The sequence below is a fragment of the Flaviramulus multivorans genome, assembly GCF_021728415.1.
Taxonomy (GTDB): Bacteria; Bacteroidota; Bacteroidia; order Flavobacteriales; family Flavobacteriaceae; genus Sabulilitoribacter; species Sabulilitoribacter multivorans.
Genome location: NZ_JAKKDV010000006.1, coordinates 47,465 through 69,659, shown reverse-complemented (window position 1 = coordinate 69,659; position 22,195 = coordinate 47,465). Strand labels below are relative to the sequence as shown.

The window sequence follows — 22,195 nt, the reverse complement described above, 5'->3', positions numbered from 1 at the left end:
CTACAATAATGAAAAAAAACCAACTTCTATTTTCCATTTTACTATTGGCTGTTTTTTGTTTCTCTTGTAACGAGAAAATATCGCTAAATACATCATTGTCTGTTGACAAGTTATTACTTAATTCAAAAATAAACCCTACCGCCATTGAAAGCGAAGCGCCACTTTTTTCATGGGTAGCAAATGCCGAAGGATATAATAAATCGCAATCGGCGTATCACATTTTAGTGGCTTCTTCAGTAGATAAACTAAATGAAACCGATGCCGATTTATGGAATTCAAGCAAGGTGGAAAGTGATAAGTCTACTTTTGTAACCTATCAAGGAAAGCTGTTAAAACCGCTACAAACCTATTATTGGCAGGTGAAAATGTGGGACGAAAGTGGAAATGCATCTAGTTGGTCTGATATTCAAAAATTTGAAATGGGACTGATGTATGAAGCTAATTGGGGCGAAGCGAAATGGATTTCTTTAAACAAAGATACTAGAACTTCTCCGTATCGTTTTAGGGATTACATAACCGGTAATATGAAAAAAGGGAAGCCAGTTGAGGGTTTTGCCGCTGGTTATTTTAGAAAAGAGATAAACCTTAGTAAAGATATCGAAAATGCCCAAGTTTATATTTGCGGATTAGGCTATTACGAATTGTATCTAAACGGTGAAAAAGTAGGCGACCATGTGCTGGACCCTGCGCCATCTAACTACGATAAGCAAGCGTATTATGTAAATTATGATATTACAGAACAGTTGAATTCTGGTAAAAATGCCTTCGGAATTATATTAGGAAATGGATTTTATGGACAAAATATTTCTTGGAATGGCGATCCAGAATCAAATAAAAAAGGGGTTTCTTATGGTCCACCAACTGTTCGTTGTTTGGTAAAATTAAACTATACAGATGGTGCGTCATCAGATTTTTATACCGATGAAACATGGAAGGAATCTACGGGTCCAATAGTATTCAACAACATTTATGGCGGCGATACGTATGATGCGCATTACGAATTAGGTGATTGGACAAGTGTTGATTATGATGATAGTGCTTGGGGAAATGCCAAAGAAGCTGCTCCCAAAGTAAATAAAATAAGTGCCCAACAAATCCCCGCAATCAAAAAGTTAAAAGAATTTGAACCGCAAAACGTATTTAAGGGTGCCGATGGTGAGTGGATTGTCGATTTCGGACAAAATATTGCCGGTTGGGTAAAATTGAATGTTAAAGAGCAAGAAGGTCAACTTATTGAAATCATTACTACCGAAGCATTATTAACCAACGGAAAAGATATTTTTCAAGGGTCTACAGGAGGTGGTGCCAACGGCATGCCTCAAATTTATCAGTACATCTGTAAAGGAGATGGTCTTGAATCTTGGGAGCCTAAATTTAGTTACCACGGTTTCAGATATGCTAAGGTTAAAGGCGTTTCCAGAAAACCAGATGCCGATATGATTAAAGCCGTTTTGGTGGCTACAGATATCCAGGAAACGGGTAGTTTTGAATGTTCCGATGATTTATTCAATAATATGCACAGCATAAGTAAATGGACTATTGTTGATAATATTCACGGTATACCAGAAGATTGCCCGCATCGCGAAAAATGTGGTTGGTTGGGTGATGCCCACGCTTTTTGTGAGTATGCCTTGTATAATTACGACATGTACGATTTTTATAAAAAGTATATGGAAGATATCCGCACGCAAATGCGTCCTACCAAAGGGCATAATAATCCAGATATCAAATTTCAAGTGCCTACCATGATCGCCCCTGGAAAGCGTACCTCTACGTATGCAAAAATCGATTGGGGTGTGGCAACCATGTATTTACCTTGGTACAACTATTTATATTATGGCGATGATACCATTGTCAAGGAGTATTATCCTGAAATGAAAGAATTAACCAACTTTTATCTCAATTTTAAAGGTGAAAATGGTATTATGCAAGATGGTATGGGCGATTGGTGCCCACCACGATGGGATAGAAGAAAAAACCCAAGCGCTATGGAATGCGACCCGATTATTTCAGCTAACGCTTACTTTTATGATGTTTTAGGCATTATGGAAACCTTCGGGAAAATGAATAATGATGCGGCGTTTCAATCAAAAATGAAATCAGAAAAAGAAGCTTTAAAAGGAGCATTCAACAAAGAATTTTTAGTTAATATTCCAGGTACAGAACACAAGTGGTACCAAAGTCAAACTGCAACGGTTCAGGCTTTACAATTTGATATGGTTCCTGAGCAAGAGATAGAAAATGTAGTTAATGGTTTGGTGTACGATATTGTTGAAGTTAAAGGTGGACACCATTCCACAGGAATTCACGGTAACCGTTACATTTATACCGTGTTGTCTAAATACGGAAAAGCAGATTTGGCGTATAACATTTTAACAACACCAAATTTCCCAAGTCAAACCTATGTGATGAATTCAGGTTTTACTACTTGGCCAGAGCGCCAATTTGAATGGGAAACCATGGAAGGGCCAACGAATTCTTTAAACCACCCCATGCATAGTGCGTTTTCGGCTTACTTTTTCGAATGTTTGGGAGGCATTAAATCAAGCCAAAAACAGGCTGGATATAAACAATTTACTGTCAATCCAGAATTTCCAAGCCAAATTACCCAAACAAAAGTTATTGTGCCCACCCCTTATGGGAACATTAAAAACGATTGGACGTTTGAAACAGGGATCTTATCTATGACGTTTGAAGTGCCTTTCAACACAGAAGCTAAATTGGTTTTAAATGAGAGTGAAAAGGAATCCCTTAAAATAAACGGTTTGTCATTTTATGATTTTCAGAAGGAATATAAATCCGAAGTAATTGAAAATACAAATGTAGTTTTAGGTTCGGGCAGTTATAAAATTGAATACAAGAAAAATAAAAAACCGTAGAATTCATTTGCTTTCAATACGGGTAATATAAAATCTTTAAAAATGAAAAATAAAATCATCCCCATATTTATTACTCTGTTTACAATTTCAGTATGTTCATTTTCACAAACGGCATGTGATGGTACTCTGCCTTTCGAGGAACAAAATGGTCTGTTAACAATAGAGATGGAATCGGGTATCTTACCTTCTGGGTCAAATTGGCAAACTGGTAGTGAATCAGACCCTAATTTATCTGGATCAACTATCAATTATATATTTTGGAATGGCATAGAGTCTTTCAATGCACTTTCTGGTGCACCAATAACATATAACATAAAAATTAATAATCCAGGCACCTATAGATTTACGTGGCGTGGTCGTATAGGAGCAGGTTCGTCAGGAGGCGAGCATAATGATGCTTGGCTTCGTATAGTGGCTGATGACTTTTATGCTACAAAAGTGAGTAGTTCAACTTCTACTCAAGCGTTAGAACCAAAACCTAATTGCAATAGTAATCCAAATAGAGATTGTCCTGTAGGCTCTAGTGTTGATGGTTATTTCAAGGCTTTTATGAATAGGCATCCCATAAATTCTACTCCTGAGCAACGCTGGGGTTTTGTAACAAACACCAACGATGGGGATTCTTTTAGATTTATATGGGCAACTTTTAATACTGCGGGAAATTACTCAGTAATTGTTGATGCAAGGTCAAATTTCTTTTTTATGGATAAAATGGTGTTAAGAAGAAGTGATGTTTCAGATGGTGTTGCTTTTAATTTAAATAATCCAGAATCTTCCTGTTATGAGGCTCTATCTATAAATGATGTAAACAGAAGAGAAATAAAAATCTATCCAAACCCAACAAATGGTATAATAAATATTGATAATCTGCTTATAAAGTCAGAGCTTATAATTTCTAATATGCAAGGCGCAATTATAAAAACACTGCAAAGTACTTCAATCGAGCAATCCGTAGATATAAGTAATTTACAATCCGGAATATATTTTTTAACTATTAAGAATGATACAAATCGTTTGACAAAAAAAATTACTAAAATTTAAATAATCGTCTCATGAAAACATCTTATTTAAGTACTTTTAAAGCATTCGTTTTGATATCTGTCATCATTCTTTCAAACTGCAAATCAAATTCAGAAAATAAAGTTAGTGAATCAAAAGAATCTGAAAACCTAGAACAAGCTAAAACAGGAAGCTTTGGAGATCAAGGTGACGGCACATACATCAACCCTATTTTAAATGCCGATTATCCAGATTCCGATATTGAGCAAGTAGGTGATACGTATTATATGATTACATCCAAACAACACATGTCGCCAGGGATGCCTATTTTGGAATCTAAGGATATGGTAAACTGGACCAATGTAGGTCACGTATTTGTTAGCCTGTCTTGGGCACCAGAATACAATTGGGATAGAATGAATGGTTATTCTTTTGGTACTTGGGCAGGAGATTTAGCCTATCACGATGGCACTTGGTATTGCTATCAAATTGACTATCAACATGGTTTAATGGTGGCAACAGCAAAAGATATCAAAGGTCCATGGAGCAAGCCTATTATGATGCTTCCAAAGGCAAAAGTATTAGATGATCCAGCAGTATTTTGGGATGAAGAAGCGCATAAAGCTTACGTGATTATTAACACTGCAGGCAAGCAAAAAGCAGCAAGTAATAAAATTGAAGGCAATGAAAATAGAATTTACGAAATGAGTTGGGATGGTACCAAAATTCTTGATGAAGGTAAATTGGTTTATACAGGTATGGGTGCCGAAGCTGCTAAAATCTATAAAATAGATGGCACTTGGTATATCTTTTTAGCGCAATGGACCATGGGTGATACATCCACCAAACCAGGAGTTAAAAATCCAAAAAACGACCGTAAGCAAATTGTGCTGCGTTCAAAAGAAAGCATTTATGGTCCATACGAAGTAAAAACTGTTCTAGAAAAGGGTACAGCCTTTAACAACCGTAGTGCAAGCCAAGGCGCATTAATGCAGGCACCAGATAAATCGTGGTGGTACATGCATCAACTCATTCAAAACGATACTATACCGTTTCAAGGTCGTCCACAATGTTTAGAACCTGTAAATTGGGTTGACGGATGGCCAATTATAGGCATAGACGAAGATAATGACGGTATTGGCGAACCAGTAAAACAATATAAAAAACCAATAGATGGTTACCCAATTGCTGCACCGAGTTCAGACGACGATTTTTCATCGCCAAAATTAGGTTTCCAATGGGAATGGAACCACAATCCAAGAAATACACATTGGTCTTTAACCGAGCGTCCGGGTTGGTTACGCCTTAAAGCAAGCAAAATATTACCAAACGAAAAAGGCTACGGACCAAACATAAATGAGTGGACCAACAACGATGGGTCTGACTCCGATTTCTGGAGAGCTTCAAATACGCTAAGTCAGCGTATTATGGGTATAACCGCAGGAACTGCCGAGGCAAAATTTGATATTTCAGGAATGAAACCACATCAATTAGCAGGCTTTGTACGCTTTGGTGGCGTTTTCAATTTGCTAGGTATAGAAATGGACGAAAACGGAAAAAAACATCTGTTTTACATGGACCCAATGGCGCAAAAAACTAAAGGCCCAGAAATAACTGGAAACGATTTATACGTTAAAACATCAAATAACAGCAACCAAGCTACCTACGAGTATAGTCTCGATGGCGAGAACTATAAACCTTTCGGTCCTACATTTACCATTGCGTTTGGAAAATGGACGGGCGATCGTTTAGGCTTCTTTTCATGGAACGAAAAAGAAGATGCAGGATATATCGATGTCGATTGGTTCACTTATGATTATGATGGGCCCAAAGCGGCAAAACTTTAATTAAATATTTGCGCGTTACCCGCAAGGGGTCGGGCTTTCCGCTATATCTTTTTAATATGTCATTGCGAGGAGCGAGCGACGTGGCAATCTGTTACTGTATAGTTTAAAAACTATCTTTAGTCAAGTCGAGTATTAAAAAGGATGCCGCAGCAATCCCTAACGCGCTAATAGTTATGTTTATGCTTAACCACAAAAAAGTAAAACCTCAGTAGATTAAAAAAATAGTAAATATGCATCTGTCTAAAATATTCAGTTTCTGTTTAGTCTTACTAGTTTTTTTAAGTTGTAATAGCAAAGGGCAAGTACAAAAAGAACAAACAAAACCCAATGTTTTATTCATTTTAGTAGACGATTTAGGCTATCACGATTTAGGAGTTACGGGTAGCACGTTTTACGAAACCCCAAACGTAGATAAATTAGCAAACCAAGGGATGATATTTACGAATGGTTACGCTGCAAGTCGCGTATGCAGTCCGTCGCGCGCCAGTATCATGACAGGGAAGTTCACTGCACGTCATGGCATTACCGATTGGATAGGAGCAAAAACAGGAGAGGCGTGGCGCTCAAGAGATCGCCATGATAAATTATTACCGGCAGATTACGTTCAAGCCTTACCAATAGAAGAAATTACCATCGCCGAAGCATTCAAAAGCAATGGCTATAAAACCTATTTTGCTGGAAAATGGCATTTAGGAGGCGAAGGCTCTTATCCTGAAAATCATGGTTTCGATATTAATATCGCTGGTATAGAAGCAGGTTCACCAAAAGGTGGATACTTTGCGCCTTGGCAAAATCCTAAATTAAAAAATAATCAAGATGGTGAAAATTTAACCATCCGTTTAGCCAATGAAACGGCCGATTTTATTTCAAAACATAAAGACACAACATTTTTTGCATTTTTATCTTTTTATGCTGTACATGCACCCATTCAAACTACAGAAGCAAAATGGCGAAAATACCGCGATAAAGCCGATAGCCTAGGCATTGCAGATTCAGGTTATAAGATGGAGCGTGTATTACCTGTCCGTCAAGTACAAGACAATCCTATATATGCAGGATTAGTTGAAACTATGGATGACGCGGTGGGTATCGTTTTGAAAGCATTAAAAGATAACGGATTAGATAGGAACACTATAGTTGTATTCACCTCAGATAACGGAGGAGTAGCATCAGGAGATCATTATGCAACTAGTAATTTACCACTAAGAGGCGGAAAAGGCTACCAATGGGAAGGTGGTATACGCGAACCCTATTTTATAAAAGTACCATGGTTAAAAAATGCAGGTGTAAAAACAGAGTTTTCTGTAATTAATACCGATTTTTATCCAACGCTTTTAGATTTGGCTAATGTGCCATTAAATCCAGAGCAGCATAAAGATGGTATCAGTCTTAAGCCATTATTAGAAGGACAGCCTTTGGAGGTAAACAGACCATTGTATTGGCACTATCCCCATTATGGAAATCAAGGAGGAGAGCCCACATCCATAATTCAAGAAAATGGATGGAAGCTAATTCACTATTGGGAAGATGGCTGTGAAGAGTTATATAAATTACCATCACAAGAAAATGATGATTTAAATGTCATTGCTCGGTATCCTGAAGTTGCAAAATCACTTAGTGATAATTTATTGTCGTGGTTAAAAGAGGTAAACGCTAAATATCCAGTTGACGATACGAAATACAATGAAAATAAAGCTGAAACACGTTATTTAAATACCATAAATAACAAATGGCCATCTTTGGAAAAGCAACGTTTAGAGGTCCTCTCAAAAGATTTTCAACCCAATGAAAACTGGTGGAAAAGTAAAGTAATCATTGATTAAAAAAGATATAAAAATCCTAAAACTAAAGCAATTATAAAAGAAACCTAAGCTTTTTGTTCAATTAATATGTGTTTTCACAACACGACAGTACAGGATAGATTTCATGTCTATTTTCAATTGTTTTGTAGTAAAAGATTAGATTATGAAATCAATTTATTCGACAAGAAAGTATACTGTTATTTTATTTCTATCAGTATTTACCCTTTTCTTTACATGTTCAAAATCTGACGATATTGGTGAAGTAATTATAGAATACCCAGAGCCTGAAGAACCTGAAGAGCCAGTAATAGTTGTAGATCCAAATAATTTAGTAGCTATAAATACAGGAGCAGTAGTAGGGCAATTTTATAACTTTTGGTCCACTAGGCCCATGGTTAATCAAACCAGATTTGCAAGTTCTAGTTTTCGATCTTCGCTTGATCCTATAAAGTCTTATGTAAAAAGTTACAATATGGTGAGAGTTCTTGGAGGAAGAACTGATAATTTAAACGATTTTTATAAAGGTGTAGATGGCTCAGGAAACATTATAACAGATTTTAGCGGTTTATTAAGCAGTATGCGTGGTTTCATGCAAACAGGCTTCAAACCAAGAATTGTTTTAGATAATGTGCCCTGGGAAATGAATGCTGTAAAAGAGGTGAATACCTACGGAAATACAAATCCACCAGATGATTATAACATTTGGAGACAATACATAAATGCATTCTTGCAAACGCTTATCACTGAGTTTGGTATGAATGAAGTTAAAACTTGGCGTTTTAGAGTAGCTACAGAGCCAAATTACTCACCTCAACACTGGAATGGTACAAAAGAAGAATTTTTTAAGCATTATGATATTACCGTAGATGAAGTTTTAAAAGTAATTCCTGATGCCATTATTGGTCCGGGAAATAATTTAACAGAGGGCGTAGCGACATATACCACAGAAATTATTGACCATTGTGCAAACGGTACAAATTATGCAACTGGAGAAACAGGTACAAAAATGGATTTTTTCTGTTTTTCATATTACGAGAAAATGGATGAAAATAAAGTAAGACTCCCAGAAGCGGTTCAAGCATTTAGAGCAAAACTTAATAGTTACCCTCAGTTTAGCAATATACCTTTTGATATACAGGAATTTGGAATATTGCGTGACGAAAATAGAGTTCGAGGAGTGAGTCTAACAGATGCCACAGAATTTGGGGCAAGCTGGTATGCAAGAATAGCCGATTTGGCTTACGAGAACGGAATCACTGAAATTTATGATTGGGGACAAGAAATAGAATCTAGCGATCTGCCCCAAGGTAGAAGAAATGTGACTGAAATGTTTTTGAAGATGGAAGGAGGAAATAGACTAGAAGCTATAGAAAGTTTAAGTGGTCATGCGGGAGTAATTCCTGTGGTTAAAGGCGATATAATCTACCTATTGGTTTATAACCACAACACAACTAGAACGAGCACGTCAAAAAGAACCTTGTATCCGCAATTAGAAGGCGGCATTATTGCTGGTGGAACAACTTGGAGAATGAATGAATGGACGGTTGATAAAACACATGGTATCATGATGCACGAGCTTTATAAAGATGTTAGAGCTGCTGGTGTAGGTGAAAAAACGAATGGACGTATTTATGGGAACAGACCTTCAGATCGTTTTGAAGATGGATGGAAAAACGTGCTTAATGCCAACTTATCAAAATATATCCAGTTGGCTGAATTACCTCAAACCATTTCAGGTTCTTTAATTAAAAAAGTAGAAGGTAAACTTACGTTAGAAGTTGATTTAGAACCGCATAGTGTTAAACTTATCGAGCTTATTCCTCAATAACAGAAGAATGTTTAGTTAAAATTAATTAACGATTTGTTTTATTAATAGATCAGGATAAATGTTAACCTTTCATATAGCCTTTTACGTATTTTTTATACTTATTAGGGATTTTATCAATCGATTTAATCTTAATGGCTTTATAGAACGCTTCTGCTGCTTCTGATTGAATTTGAATGCGTCCTTTTTGCAACGGTACAATATTATCATCTAAATCTTTATGACGTGAATTAAATAAGGCATTTACAACTTTTCCGTTCACAATGTGTAAACTTGTGCCTTCAAAACAAATTAATTCTAAGGTATTCCATTCGCCATACGGATTTTCATTGTTTAAACCTTTGTTGCAATGCGCCGGAAATTTTTTTTCTGCACTTGAAAATGTATGGAGTTGACCTTCAACTGCATAATCAAATTCTTTTTGGCCTTCTTTTTTTACTGAAGGAATATCAATGATGGTTCCAGCTAAAGCATAATAATCTCCCATATCACCTTCCTGAACTTGAAATTCTTGAGATTGCATCCAAACATTCCAAAAGGCCCCATTTGATCCCGTACAATGATATAAAATACCACTATCTCTTTTACGGAGCAACCTAGGTTCCCAAATGTTTTTACCCCATTTAAATTGTAGTTTTAAATGATAGTTTTGATATTCTTTTTTAGAAGTTAAAGCGCCATAAATTTCACCCGAAATATGAAGCACTTGCTCACCTTCAATTGTTTTAAAGTCAAATACTTTTTTAGGGTCGTTATTTAATCCTAAGGGTTTAGCATTTTTACCATCGCTTTTTGGGTCTACACCTTCTAAATCCTTCACTGTAGCATGTGGAGCACCAATAAATACATCCCAATTTTTGTGAGGATTGCCATCAATTAAATTGGTCCATTTTTTTGAAATCGATGGTTCTTTTTTCATGCCCGAAGCCCATAAAATACCACCTTCAATATGACTGTAATATCTTGAATCGTTATAAATTTCATCCGTATGTCCTAAGCCGGTATAAAAAACACGACCACCATCATATATATGATACCAACTTATAGGGTGATTATCGGTATCCATTTTTTTGCCTTCATAAGAAGATTCGTCTAAGGAAGCTAAAACAGATACGTGTTTCCCTACGGGTTTTAAAAAATTATACCACTCGTCCTTAAATACTTCTTTGCTTTTTAGTCCGTTAATGGCTGGATGATTACATTCTGTATTTATATTAAGAGTTGCTTCTTGTACTTTAGGATGATTTTTAAAAGTAGCTCCAATCATTTCAGTAAACCAGTCCCAGTCTTTTTCTGTGTCAGAAGCCGCATGTATCCCAACAAAACCTTTACCTCGTGCAAAATAATTTTGTAGCGCAGCTTTTTGTGCTTCAGAAAAAATATCGCCCGAAGTATTTAGGAAAACTAAAACTTGATATTGTGAAAGATTGCTAATGCTAAAATCATTTGAATCCTCAGAAAACTGTATGTTCCAATTATTTTTTTTAGCCATATCTGCCAAAAACTCTAGGCCTGTGGGGATAGATTTATGCCTAAAAGCTTGTGTTTTTGAGAATACTAAAACTTCTAAGTTTTTTTCTTGAGTAAAAGAAATACTTGTATTTAAAAAAGCTATTAATAAAACAAAAGAAAGTTTATAGTTCATGTTGAAGATTATTTTCTGCGTTTAATTTCTGGATTTTTATTAATATATTTTAAAAGCATGTTTTTTACATCTTCAATATCTCCTTGTTTTAATCCATCATTTACATTCGCACCCGTAATCCAATATAAAATCATACCGGCATCAGAGCAATCCCATTTACCTTTTTGGAAGTTTACTATGTTATCAATTTCTGCTATGTTTCCTATTGTCCAAATGAGTCTTATTCGTGGGTCTTCATGTTTTTTTGCCCAATCCCATTGTTCAATATCTACTTTTAGCTTAATATTTTGGTCTGGAATACGAACTTCCTCAATACCAAAATCTAATATTTGTTGCCAAGTATAATAATCGCCTGCGTTATCATTAGCAGGGTGATGCGTTACAACTTTTACAAATTGGTGTTTCTCTGTAGGTGTTATTTTTAAGGCCATACCAATAATATCAGGCTCTCCTGCTTCAATAATCCATAAAGGATCGTCGGCAGTTGATGCATTTATAGCCCAAGCTAAATCGTTAATGGTTTCTTCTTTTTGCCATAGGGCATCGTAAAACTTAAGCTGTTCAAATCCGCCCCAACGACGTGCCGTCATGTCGCAAGCTACTTGCATTAAATGGTGTCTTTCTTTTTCGGCTTTTTCAGAAATTCTGTCGTCTCTTACTAAATCGCAACTATGTGAATAATGTACAAGTCTATCCTCAAGACCTGCAGATCTAAGTAATGCAATAGAAATGGCTGTACCACCAAGATCATCAGGGTCGGGTGAATTTCCATCGGCAACTATAGCAATACGACCCTTGGGTGGTTTAACTATTTGAGCAACTACAGTTATCGAAATCAATGAAAAAATGAACAGGAAGAGTAAAGTTTTTTGATGCATTTTAAAATTATGTTTTTGGCTTTTATTTAAAGATTATAAAGTGTGTATAAATGTTTTTAGTTTTGATAATATGTAGATGAAGCATTTTGTATAGATTCTCCTTTTCCAACAGGCGTAAAAACAATTCCTGCCCATCGACCTCGAGTCCATTCTACACCATCGCTACCTATTTTACTTGTTACTGTAATTGTATCTCCTTTTTGTATTGATATATCTTTCCATAGGGCGTTAAATTTTTTGCCTTCTTCAAAAAGGCGTTGAGTTATTTCAGGTGAATAACTTCCAATTTTTTCATTATTTATTGAAATAGTGAAGGTAGATTTGCCATCATTTTCTCCAACACCAACAAAAACAACATCATAAGTTCCAGATTCAAAATTAAAGACGGTGGTTGTTTTGGCTTCTTCATATTTTTTTGGGTTAATAGCTAGCCAATTATTTCCATTTTTATAAAAGTTTGTTCCGTCAATGGGGAATTCTTGAGCAGCAATACATCTGGTTTCTACTGAAGATCCACATATTGTTTGAAAATATGACGGTACTTTAACTTCAGGAAACGATTCTGGCAGAACTCCATGAGTGACAGTGACTTTCGGGCCTTTTTCAATAGGAACGTAGTTGATATCTTTAGTTAAAATAAATTTATCAAACTCAAAACCATCTTCCCTCATACTAAATTGAATATCATGAATTCCCGCGTTAGGTATATCTAAATAAATTTCATGAGGTACACCACAATGTATTTCTTTGGTTCTTTGTTTACTTTCCCAAGTCCATTGGTTTTTTCCTTGACACCATTGCATACGTTGGCCATGTTCCGGCCATGTGTCATTTAAGCCAACATGAATGCCATTGTCCTCTCCACCAGTGCTAAATGCGCGTACCCAGACATAATAACGACCTGGAGTGTTAAACTTTACCTTGTAATTTAAAACACCCATTTTACCGGGTTCATTAGTGAAATTTTCTCCATGTATTAATTGGTCATCGTGCGTCACACGCTCATCGGGTAATATTTCAAGGTATGCATTATTACTAGCATCATAACAATGTTGTGCATCATCATCACGCCCTATTTTTGGTGCTTCATTTTTGGATGTTATGTACCATTGTCTTAATTCTGCTAAGGTGTGCTTGTAGAAAAATTCGGCTTCTACTGCAACAATGCCATCTAGTTCTTCAAAAATTACACTCTCATCAATTATAGGTAAATGGAGATTGTTTTTTTGCGCGTTTAAATCAATATTAGTTATTAATAGAATAATAAGAATCTTAAAAAACAGGCTCTTCTTTATCATAGATTTTAAAAATTAATCACAGTTTAAATTGTCTTGAGGTAACAATTATTATCTTTTAAAAATAATACTTATAGTTTGATCAAGTAACCTGCTCCATCCTGTGCAAGTCATAAATAGTAAAAAATAAAAATTTATTTTTTTTGATGTATAAATTGAAATTATTCTTTTAAATAAAATGAATAAAATAAGTCTATTTAACGGTTTTTAAGTGTTAAAGTTTTAGAAGGAATATGGTGCTAAACTATGATTATATCAGGATTGTGCAGGATGGTTGGTTAATAATGGGTGAATATATTTGATTAACAACGAACAATTAATTAACTAAATATTTATGAATTTAAAAATTAGATGTAAAACTCTCTCAAGTTTTAGTAAAACTTGGATGTGTGCAGTTTTGGTCTTGTCTGGTATGGCAATAGCCAACTCACAAACGGTTTCGGGTACCGTAAAAGCTGATGGAGAACCTCTACCTGGTGCAACAATCATTGTTAAAGGAACCACTAGAGGAACGACTTCAGATTTTGATGGAAATTTTACAATTGAAGCAGACTCTCAAAGTACATTATCAATTTCGTATGTTGGTTATGCTACAAAAGAGGTTTTGGTAGGAAATCAAACTCAAATTAACATTAGTTTAGAAGCAGATAATAAACTAGATGAAGTTGTTATTATTGGTTATGGTACACAACGTAAATCAGATTTAACAGGCTCGGTTTCCTCAGTAAGTGGTGAAGATGTTGCAACCTTACCTGTATCAAGGGTTGACCAAGCGCTGCAAGGTAGAGCTGCGGGTGTGCAAGTCACACAAACCAGTGGTGCACCAGGCGCAGGTACTGCTATTAGAGTTCGGGGTGGTAACTCTATTACTGGTAGTAACGAACCACTTTGGGTTATTGACGGTATTATTGTAGGTACAAACTTTAACTTAAACAATCTTAATGCGAATGATGTTAAGTCTATTGAGATATTAAAGGATGCTTCTTCCATAGCTATTTATGGATCTAGAGGTGCAAATGGTGTTGTATTGGTAACTACAAAAAGTGGCGCAAATATTGGTGGAGGAAAACCGCAAGTTAATGTGGGTGTTTACACAAGTTCGCAGTTAGTGCCTGAAAGACCGAAATATTTAACTCAAGCGCAACAAATTGAATATACCAATCAGGATGCTATTTTAAGAGGAGTAGCGGCTTTACCATTTCCCGGAAATCCGTCTGACTATCCAGATAACGATTTTTTCGATCTGTTAGTAAATCCGGCTCCTATATATAATGCTGATGTTTCTATTGCAGGTACATCAGAAAATGGTAGTGTCAATTATTATAATTCTCTTAATTTTTTCGATCAAGATGGTATTATTGAGAATTCAGGAATACAAAAGTATATATTCAGGTCTAATCTGGATTTTAAACTAAGTGACAAATTAAAAGCGGGTGCACGGATTAATTATTCACGTATTAAACAAGATAATGGTGTAATAGGTTATTCAGGCCTTCTAGGAATTTTACGAACCCAACCCATATATAATGATGATGGTTCGTTCAATGGTGCTAATGAAGTAACTGGAAACCCTTTTAATAACCCAGTTGCCACGTCACAATTAGATATTGATGAAACTACTTCTAGCAATTTATTAGGAACACTATATTTAGAGTATAACCCTATTGAAAATTTAATTATTAGGTCTACTTTTAATCCCGATATTACTAACTCTAAAAGAAATGAATTTACGTCTAGCCAAAGACCAGATTTGCAACCAGGGGACAGTAATGCTAGAATTAGAACTGTATCCAGCATCAATTGGAATAATGAAAATACGGTTCAATACTCTGGGATAATAGGAGACAATCATAACTATACTATTTTAGGAGGTGCATCCTTCCAGAAAGATGTAACAGAAACCGCCACTGCCCAAGCCTTTGGCTTTACTACTGATGCCACAACATACAATTCCCTAGGAACAGGTACAGATCCTTCAAGAAATTTGGTGGAATCTGGATATACCCAAAGAACACTTGTCTCCTTTTTTGGTAGATTAAATTATACCTATAAAGACAAGTACTTATTAACATTAGTAGGAAGAAGTGACGGTAGTTCTGTGTTTGCTCCAGGTAATAAGTATGAATTTTATCCTTCTATAGCAGGTGCATGGAAAATTACGGAAGAATCTTTTATGCAAGATCAAAACATCTTTCAAGACTTGAAGTTAAGAGCCAGTTATGGTAAGTCAGGAAACCAAGCTATTGGGCCTTATAATACTTTAGGTGTTTATTCGGAGGGTAATACTACTTATAACGGTACTGAGTTACCGGGTGTTGTTTTAGGAAGACCAGAAAATCCGAGCTTAATATGGGAAACGACCACTTCATTTGATCTTGCTTTGGAAGCCTCACTTTTTGGAGGAAGAGTATTTACAGAATTTAATTATTATTCGAAAAAAACTGAAGATTTACTATTAGAAGTAACGATTCCAAGACAAACAGGATATACATCTCAATTACAAAATGTAGGCTCCTTACAGAATAGAGGATGGGAATTTTTGGTTAATTCTACTAATATTTCTAATTCTAATTTTAATTGGAACTCTACCTTAACATTGTCATCTAATAAAAATAAGGTATTGGATCTTGGTGGTCAAGAGTTTATAGATGTAATTACAGATCCAGTTTTAGGGGCAGGAAACTTAAGAATAATTGTAGGGGAAACAGTTCCAGTGTTTACAGGAGCTCAGTATTTAGGGACATGGAAAAGTCAAGCAGAAATTGATGGTTCAGGACAAAATCCTGCAACTAATGCTGTTGGTGGCCCTAGATATGACGATAGAGATGGTAGTGGTGATATTACCCCAGAAGATTATGTCGTACTAGGTAATCCATTCCCAGATTTAATTTACGGGTTTGAAAACAATTTTTCCTATAAAAATTTCGACTTAAGTATTTACATTCAAGGAACCGTAGGGAATGAGGTTTTTAATACCAGAACACGTACTAATTTTTTCATTCGTGGTGAGGTTCCGAAGTATGCGGAGGTTGTTAACTATTGGTCACCTGAGAATCCAAATTCTGATATTCCTAGACCCGGATTTGTAGAAGGGGCTTATGTTCCCAATTCTGTCGATGTTGAGGACGGTACACATTTACGTCTAAAGAATGTAAGACTTACCTATAATTTACCAGTTGATAAAATGGGGTGGAATGGTGTTAAAAATATGTCAATTTATGCGACAGGAACGAACTTATTGTTGCTCTCCGATTTTAGATTAATCGATCCAGAAACAAGTAGATATGGTAGAGATAATATCCAACAAGGATTTGCTGGAGGCGAATATCCTAATGCCAGTGTTTTAAGTTTGGGACTTAACGTAACTTTTTAAAAATATTATTACTATGAAAACAAATAAATTAATTTTTTGTATTTCCTTGATTATAATCACTTGTTTTAGTTGTGATTCATTTTTAGAGGAAGAACCGCGAGATATTATTTCTCCGGATAATTTCTTTGCATCTGACGCGGATGCAAGACAAGGCATGACCGGTATATACTCCATACTTAAAAATAACTCTATTTACGGTCAAGCGGGGTTAGATAATTGGTACGACAACGGGGTGGATATTATTGAACCCAATCGTACGCATCCAATTTTTGAGGTAATGGGTAATTATACATTGAGTGCAGTAACTGCTGACCTATCGAATCAGTTAATGAGTGTATCAGATACATGGCAGAATCTTTATAGAGTTATTTTAAATACCAATACTATTATTGAGCGAGTTTCAGGAAATGGAGCGATTTCTGAGGATGTTCAGACCGATGTTATTGCAGACGCCAGATTCATCCGTGGGATGGCTTATTGGCATATTACCAACCTTTGGGGTGATGCACCTTTTTATACTGAAGTTCTTCCATTGGAAGAGATTGCTAAATTAGGAAGAACCGATAAAGATGTAATACTAGCCAGTGTATTGGATGATTTAGAGTTTGCGCAAAATAATTTGCCATCTGTATTTCCAACAGAGGATAGAGGTAGAGCATCTAAATGGGCGGCAGCCATTATAGAGGCTAAAATACACATGAAAGCTGGAGATTGGCAAGCCGGATTGGATAAATGCTTGGAGATTATAAACCAATCTCCTCATAGTTTGTTGCCTAATTACGCAGATGTATTTAATCCAAACAACGAATACAATGAAGAAATTATTTGGTCTTTAGACTTTGCCAAGGATATTACAGGTATGTTTGAACCAGCTTTCCCAGGAGCGGCATTTGCCGGAAATAATTATTGGAGACCAAGTCTCTTCAATCCACGTATTAGGGATGAGCCGGCCAATGCTGCAGATAGGGATCCGTTAAGGGCTGCTTTGTCAGCTAATGGAGAAGAGTTTAATGGTACTGGACTTCAGATAGCATCGTTAGACTTTACCAATAAATTTCCAATGAATGATTTGCGACGACCATTAAATATTATGGATACTTACGAGGGCTTTCAATTGAATCATACATATATGCCTAAGTTTATGAATTTAAATTTTGAGACTTCCCCTCGTTTTAATCATGGCGATAATAGATTAGTATTTAGATTGGCGGATGTTTATTTAATGGCCGCAGAATGTGAGAACGAATTAAATGGTCCAACGAATGCCTATCAATATATTCATCCTATTAGACAACGTGCTTATGCCACTCAAGCAGAATGGGAATTAGTAGGGCTTTCTCAACAACAGTTTAGAGAAGCTATTTATGATGAGCGTAAATGGGAATTGGCGGCAGAGGCAACAAGAAGATACGATTTAATTAGATGGGGCATTTATTTAGATGTTGTGCGTAATGCAGAATTTAAAACGTATACCCCAGGGGCAAACATACAGGATTATCATGTTTTGTTACCAATTCCTTTAAATGAATTATTATTAAATCCAAATTTGACTCAAAACCCAGGTTATTAACAGTTGATTCTAAATGTTGTTCGAAATATATAATTCAAAACCCATGATCCTAATGCAATATAAAAGATTATCGTTTTTGAATTACCTTTAAATTAAATACAATTATGCCCAGATTTATTGGAGTCAGACCCAACAAATAATGGATATAGATAAAATTTAGTTTAGTTTTAGTATTAAAAGACCGAAAGATTTATGCTTTCGGTCTTTTATTTTTTGTAAAATGATGAACAAGGATATCAAGTCATTATTTTTATTTAAATATTCCATTTTGCAGAACGGTACAGGATACAAACCTGATATCAACACGCTATTTTTGATTTAAGAAATAGCTCATTTTAATTAAATACAAAATCTTTAATCATGTTAGTAAAAGTTCGATTAATTCTACTTGTTTTTGTTTTTAGTACCATGCATACGTTTTCACAAATTAAACATGGTCTCAGAGATGAGTTAGGAAGGCATATTATACCTAGAGGGTTTGTAGTAAATACGAACGATCATAAAGGAGAAGTTTTTTTTAATAGTGATGACTATGTTCGTCAGGTAAGAATGGGTGCCAACACTCAAGTGGTTCGTTTAGAACTGGGTAAACTTAGTGATTTCCCTGGTGGTAAACTTGAGCCTAACTATCTTAAAAAATTAGACTCTCTTGTGGCATTGGGTAGACATTCAGATATCAAAACGGTTTTCAAAATGACGGTGTACGGCGCAGATAAGTTTGTTTGGGAAGAGTTTTGGCAAAACAAAAAGAATGAATACCAAACTTACATAGATGCTTGGAAAGTCATCTGGAATAGATATGCCAATGAACCATACGTTTTAGGCTATGACGTAGTTAACGAACCCAGAAAGTTAACTATGGATATTTCGTATGAAGATCTTACAAATAAATACCTCATTCCATTATATCAAAAAATCATTGATGAAAGCCAAAAAATAAATCCTGACAAAATGATATTGTTTCAGTCCATCTTTATGAATAAAGGTGAGAAAGTCGATAATAATCAATATTCAGAAATAACGGCTCCTATCAATCGAAAGAACATCATTTTTGCGCCACATATATATCAAAATGATATTAGTTTTATAAAACGTAATATGGATAGATTCGATAAAGAATCTGATATGCTAAAGGCCCCAATTCTTATTGGTGAATGGGGGTTCCCAACGTTTGCAACTACAGATACCATTATAGAAGGTAATCTTGGGCAATTAAAATATAGAGAACTCTATATACGAACTGCAGAGGTTTTTGATCGTATGGGCGTTGGCTCCATAAAAGCTTGGTTTTTGGGCAATAGAACCATGCAAAATTTCCTTCCTGGTGGGCCTTCAACTTGGTCAATCTTTAGTGATAAAACAGATGCAGGAACTGTAGAACGCAAATATATTACAGATGTAATTTCACGTCCTTTTCCGCAAACAATTGCCGGAGATATTCAATCGTTTTTATTCAATCATGCCACAAGAACTTTAAATTTAAATATAAAAACAGATAACAGTAAAGGTGCTTCCAAAATTTTTATTGGAGCCAACAGGCATTATCCTGACGGTTTTTCGATTATTATAAATGATGATTTTGTAATGTATTACAACCCTTTAAAAAATGTAGGATTAGAAATATATAAAGCACGAGAAGGATCAAATCCTTCAGATTTTATTTGGGATGAGAACAGCCAAAAACTAATTATATTAAAATGGCCTTTTAACCAAGAAGAAGTTAATTTGAAAATTCTTCCTGGTATCCGAAACTTTTAAAAAACTAACAATAAAATAACTCATGAAAAAAGTATTATTTATTACCCTTATTACAATAACTTGTTTGAGTTGTAATTCAAAACAAGTTAGTAAAGAAGTCAATCAAAAGGATTCTGAAATAGCTATAAAAGTAGAGCAACTTATCAGTGAAATGACACTTGACGAAAAAATAGCAGAAATGACACAAGATGCGCCTGCTAATGACAGACTAGGTATTCCTTATATGAAATATGGAGAAGCATTACATGGATTATGGCTAGTGCTTGACTATTATGGTAATACCACTGTTTATCCGCAAGCGGTGGCTTGTGCTTCAACTTGGGAACCTGAACTCATTAAAAAAATGGCGTCCCAAACAGCACTAGAAGCACGTGCTTTGGGTGTTACACATTGTTACTCACCTAATTTGGATGTGTATGCAGGAGATGCGCGCTACGGTCGTGTTGAAGAATCGTATGGTGAAGACCCTTATTTAGTTTCGCGAATGGGCGTTGCATTTATCAATGGTTTACAAGGTACGGGTGATGAGCAATTTGATGAAAATCATGTTATAGCAACGGCTAAACATTTTGTTGGATACCCAGAAAACCGTCGTGGTATAAATGGAGGATTTAGTGACATGTCTGAACGTCGTTTACGTGAGGTTTACCTGCCACCGTTTGAGGCGGCAGTAAAGGAAGCACAAGTAGGTTCTGTTATGCCAGGGCATCAAGATTTTAACGGCGTGCCATGTCATATGAATACCTGGTTGTTAAAGGATATCTTAAGAGATGAGCTAGGTTTTGATGGTTTTATTGTTTCAGATAATAACGATGTAGGAAGATTAGAAACCATGCATTTCATTCCTGAAACCAGAACTAAAGCGGCTATTTTAGGATTAAAAGCGGGGGTTGATATGGACTTGGTAATTGGGAAGAATGTTGAATTAGCAACGTATCACAGCAATATTTTGAAGGATACAGTAACTCAGAATCCTTCATTGATGCCTTATATAGACAAAGCTACATCACGCATTTTAACCGCAAAATATAAATTAGGTTTATTTGATGAAGAGCCAAAAGAAATTGACGAAGAAACAGTAAATGCTGGTCGTGATGAACATCGTGAGTTTGCATTAGAGATTGCCGAAAAATCTATTATCATGCTAAAAAATGATAATAACCTATTACCCATAGATTTATCAAAAATAAAATCCTTAGCGGTTATTGGGCCTAATGCTCACGAAGAAAGACCTAAAAAGGGAACATATAAACTATTGGGTGGCTATTCAGGGTTACCACCATATTATGTTTCAGTTCTAGATGGTTTAAAGAAAAAAGTAGGTGATAAAGTAAAAATAAACTATGCTAAAGGTTGTGATATTGATAGTTTTTCAAAAGAAGGGTTTCCTGAGGCTGTTTCTGCTGCAAAAAAATCAGATGCTGTTGTTTTAGTGGTGGGTAGTTCTCATAGAACCTGTGGTGAAGGCGGAGACCGTTCTGATCTTGATTTATATGGCGTTCAAAATGAATTAGTAGAGGCTATTCATAAAACTGGAAAGCCAGTAATTGTTGTTCTAGTTAATGGACGTCCATTGAGTATAAACTACATTGCCGAAAATATACCATCTATACTTGAAACGTGGTATGGAGGCATGAGGGCAGGTGATGCGGTTGCCAATGTTATTTTTGGAGACGTAAACCCAGGAGGTAAACTAACCATGTCTTTTCCACGCTCCGTTGGGCAAGTGCCTGTAACTTATCTTGAACGTCCTGATTTTATTGGATCTGGAAAAGGAAAGTATAGATTTAGTGATAAGTCACCCTTATTTCCGTTTGGCTATGGTTTAAGTTATACTACATTTAAATATGGTACACCAAAATTGGAAAACGAAAGGATCAATCCAGATGGAACAACTTCGGTTTCAGTTGAAGTCACTAATACTGGTCATAGAGTTGGAGATGAAGTCGTGCAAATGTATGTGCGAGACGATTTTGCATCCGTAGGAAGATATCTAAAATTGCTTAAAGGATTTAAACGAGTCACTTTAAATCCTGGCGAAACAAAAACGGTAAGGTTTACATTAGGTTTTGATGAACTTAATGTATTAAATCAAGATATGAAAAAGGTTGTGGAACCTGGAACCTTTACCATATCGGTAGGAAGCTCTTCTATGGAGAAAGATTTGCATAAGGTGACACTTATTGTAAAGTAGAAAACACCCTAAAATAGATTAAAAAAGAGAACAATTAGTTGCCATTTTTTATTCAACTGATATTGATACAGGAAAGTACAGGATACTTTATAAAATAAGTAAATGTAATTTTAGTCATTATTAATCCAGT

The 22,195-nt window shown here is 35.6% G+C and carries 12 protein-coding genes; 9 read left to right on the top strand and 3 right to left on the bottom strand.

From position 1 onward, the window contains the following. Positions 1-8: 8 nt before the first annotated feature. From L3X39_RS12940 to L3X39_RS12920, 5 genes are all read left to right on the top strand, one after another. Complete coding sequence (locus L3X39_RS12940; RefSeq protein ID WP_237232279.1) at positions 9-2,879, top strand: alpha-L-rhamnosidase; 2,871 nt, start codon at positions 9-11, stop codon at positions 2,877-2,879. A gap of 42 nt (positions 2,880-2,921) precedes the next feature. Next, on the top strand, positions 2,922-3,920 hold the full coding sequence (locus tag L3X39_RS12935; protein WP_237232278.1) for a T9SS type A sorting domain-containing protein: 999 nt from the start codon (positions 2,922-2,924) through the stop codon (positions 3,918-3,920). A gap of 11 nt (positions 3,921-3,931) precedes the next feature. After that, the gene (locus L3X39_RS12930; RefSeq protein ID WP_237232277.1) at positions 3,932-5,725 is read left to right on the top strand and encodes a glycoside hydrolase family 43 protein; all 1,794 of its coding nucleotides are present in this window, start codon (positions 3,932-3,934) and stop codon (positions 5,723-5,725) included. A 230-nt stretch (positions 5,726-5,955) separates the two neighbouring features. Further along, positions 5,956-7,548: a sulfatase gene (locus L3X39_RS12925; protein ID WP_237232276.1), complete on the top strand. Its 1,593-nt coding sequence runs from the start codon at positions 5,956-5,958 to the stop codon at positions 7,546-7,548. Positions 7,549-7,690: 142 nt separating this feature from the next. Further along, positions 7,691-9,355 (top strand): GH39 family glycosyl hydrolase, encoded by a 1,665-nt coding sequence (locus L3X39_RS12920; RefSeq protein WP_237232275.1) that lies wholly within the window; start codon positions 7,691-7,693, stop codon positions 9,353-9,355. A 61-nt stretch (positions 9,356-9,416) separates the two neighbouring features. Here the strand turns inward: L3X39_RS12920 and L3X39_RS12915 are convergent, their stop codons facing one another. From L3X39_RS12915 to L3X39_RS12905, 3 genes are read right to left on the bottom strand one after another with little or no spacing between them, the layout of a single operon-like run. Further along, on the bottom strand, positions 9,417-10,997 hold the full coding sequence (locus L3X39_RS12915) for a ThuA domain-containing protein (RefSeq protein WP_237232274.1): 1,581 nt from the start codon (positions 10,995-10,997) through the stop codon (positions 9,417-9,419). 8 nt (positions 10,998-11,005) lie between these two features. Next, positions 11,006-11,875 carry a hypothetical protein gene (locus L3X39_RS12910; protein WP_237232273.1) on the bottom strand — a complete coding sequence of 290 codons (870 nt, stop codon included), beginning with the start codon at positions 11,873-11,875 and terminating at the stop codon, positions 11,006-11,008. Between the two features lie 56 nt (positions 11,876-11,931). Beyond that, on the bottom strand, positions 11,932-13,173 hold the full coding sequence (locus L3X39_RS12905) for a hypothetical protein (RefSeq protein ID WP_237232272.1): 1,242 nt from the start codon (positions 13,171-13,173) through the stop codon (positions 11,932-11,934). Between the two features lie 331 nt (positions 13,174-13,504). On the opposite strand from L3X39_RS12905, the gene L3X39_RS12900 reads away from it, so the two are divergent. The 4 genes from L3X39_RS12900 to L3X39_RS12885 all read left to right on the top strand — a co-directional run bounded on the left by L3X39_RS12900 (position 13,505) and on the right by L3X39_RS12885 (position 22,065). Then, positions 13,505-16,543 carry a SusC/RagA family TonB-linked outer membrane protein gene (locus L3X39_RS12900; protein WP_237232271.1) on the top strand — a complete coding sequence of 1,013 codons (3,039 nt, stop codon included), beginning with the start codon at positions 13,505-13,507 and terminating at the stop codon, positions 16,541-16,543. Between the two features lie 13 nt (positions 16,544-16,556). Then, entirely contained in the window at positions 16,557-18,113 is a 1,557-nt protein-coding gene (locus tag L3X39_RS12895) for a RagB/SusD family nutrient uptake outer membrane protein (RefSeq protein ID WP_237232270.1), read from the top strand. A 360-nt stretch (positions 18,114-18,473) separates the two neighbouring features. Continuing rightward, complete coding sequence (locus L3X39_RS12890; protein WP_237232269.1) at positions 18,474-19,871, top strand: cellulase family glycosylhydrolase; 1,398 nt, start codon at positions 18,474-18,476, stop codon at positions 19,869-19,871. Positions 19,872-19,893: 22 nt separating this feature from the next. Then, positions 19,894-22,065 (top strand): beta-xylosidase, encoded by a 2,172-nt coding sequence (locus L3X39_RS12885; protein WP_237232268.1) that lies wholly within the window; start codon positions 19,894-19,896, stop codon positions 22,063-22,065. The last annotated feature ends 130 nt before the right edge of the window (positions 22,066-22,195 follow it).

What these genes read in the sequence shown, in the direction of transcription:
- L3X39_RS12940 (WP_237232279.1), top strand. Translation starts at nt 9, where the DNA reads ATGAAAAAAAACCAACTTCTATTTTCCATTTTACTATTGGCTGTTTTT.
- L3X39_RS12935 (WP_237232278.1), top strand. Translation starts at nt 2,922, where the DNA reads ATGAAAAATAAAATCATCCCCATATTTATTACTCTGTTTACAATTTCA.
- L3X39_RS12930 (WP_237232277.1), top strand. Translation starts at nt 3,932, where the DNA reads ATGAAAACATCTTATTTAAGTACTTTTAAAGCATTCGTTTTGATATCT.
- L3X39_RS12925 (WP_237232276.1), top strand. Translation starts at nt 5,956, where the DNA reads ATGCATCTGTCTAAAATATTCAGTTTCTGTTTAGTCTTACTAGTTTTT.
- L3X39_RS12920 (WP_237232275.1), top strand. Translation starts at nt 7,691, where the DNA reads ATGAAATCAATTTATTCGACAAGAAAGTATACTGTTATTTTATTTCTA.
- L3X39_RS12915 (WP_237232274.1), bottom strand. Translation starts at nt 10,997, where the DNA reads ATGAACTATAAACTTTCTTTTGTTTTATTAATAGCTTTTTTAAATACA.
- L3X39_RS12910 (WP_237232273.1), bottom strand. Translation starts at nt 11,875, where the DNA reads ATGCATCAAAAAACTTTACTCTTCCTGTTCATTTTTTCATTGATTTCG.
- L3X39_RS12905 (WP_237232272.1), bottom strand. Translation starts at nt 13,173, where the DNA reads ATGATAAAGAAGAGCCTGTTTTTTAAGATTCTTATTATTCTATTAATA.
- L3X39_RS12900 (WP_237232271.1), top strand. Translation starts at nt 13,505, where the DNA reads ATGAATTTAAAAATTAGATGTAAAACTCTCTCAAGTTTTAGTAAAACT.
- L3X39_RS12895 (WP_237232270.1), top strand. Translation starts at nt 16,557, where the DNA reads ATGAAAACAAATAAATTAATTTTTTGTATTTCCTTGATTATAATCACT.
- L3X39_RS12890 (WP_237232269.1), top strand. Translation starts at nt 18,474, where the DNA reads ATGTTAGTAAAAGTTCGATTAATTCTACTTGTTTTTGTTTTTAGTACC.
- L3X39_RS12885 (WP_237232268.1), top strand. Translation starts at nt 19,894, where the DNA reads ATGAAAAAAGTATTATTTATTACCCTTATTACAATAACTTGTTTGAGT.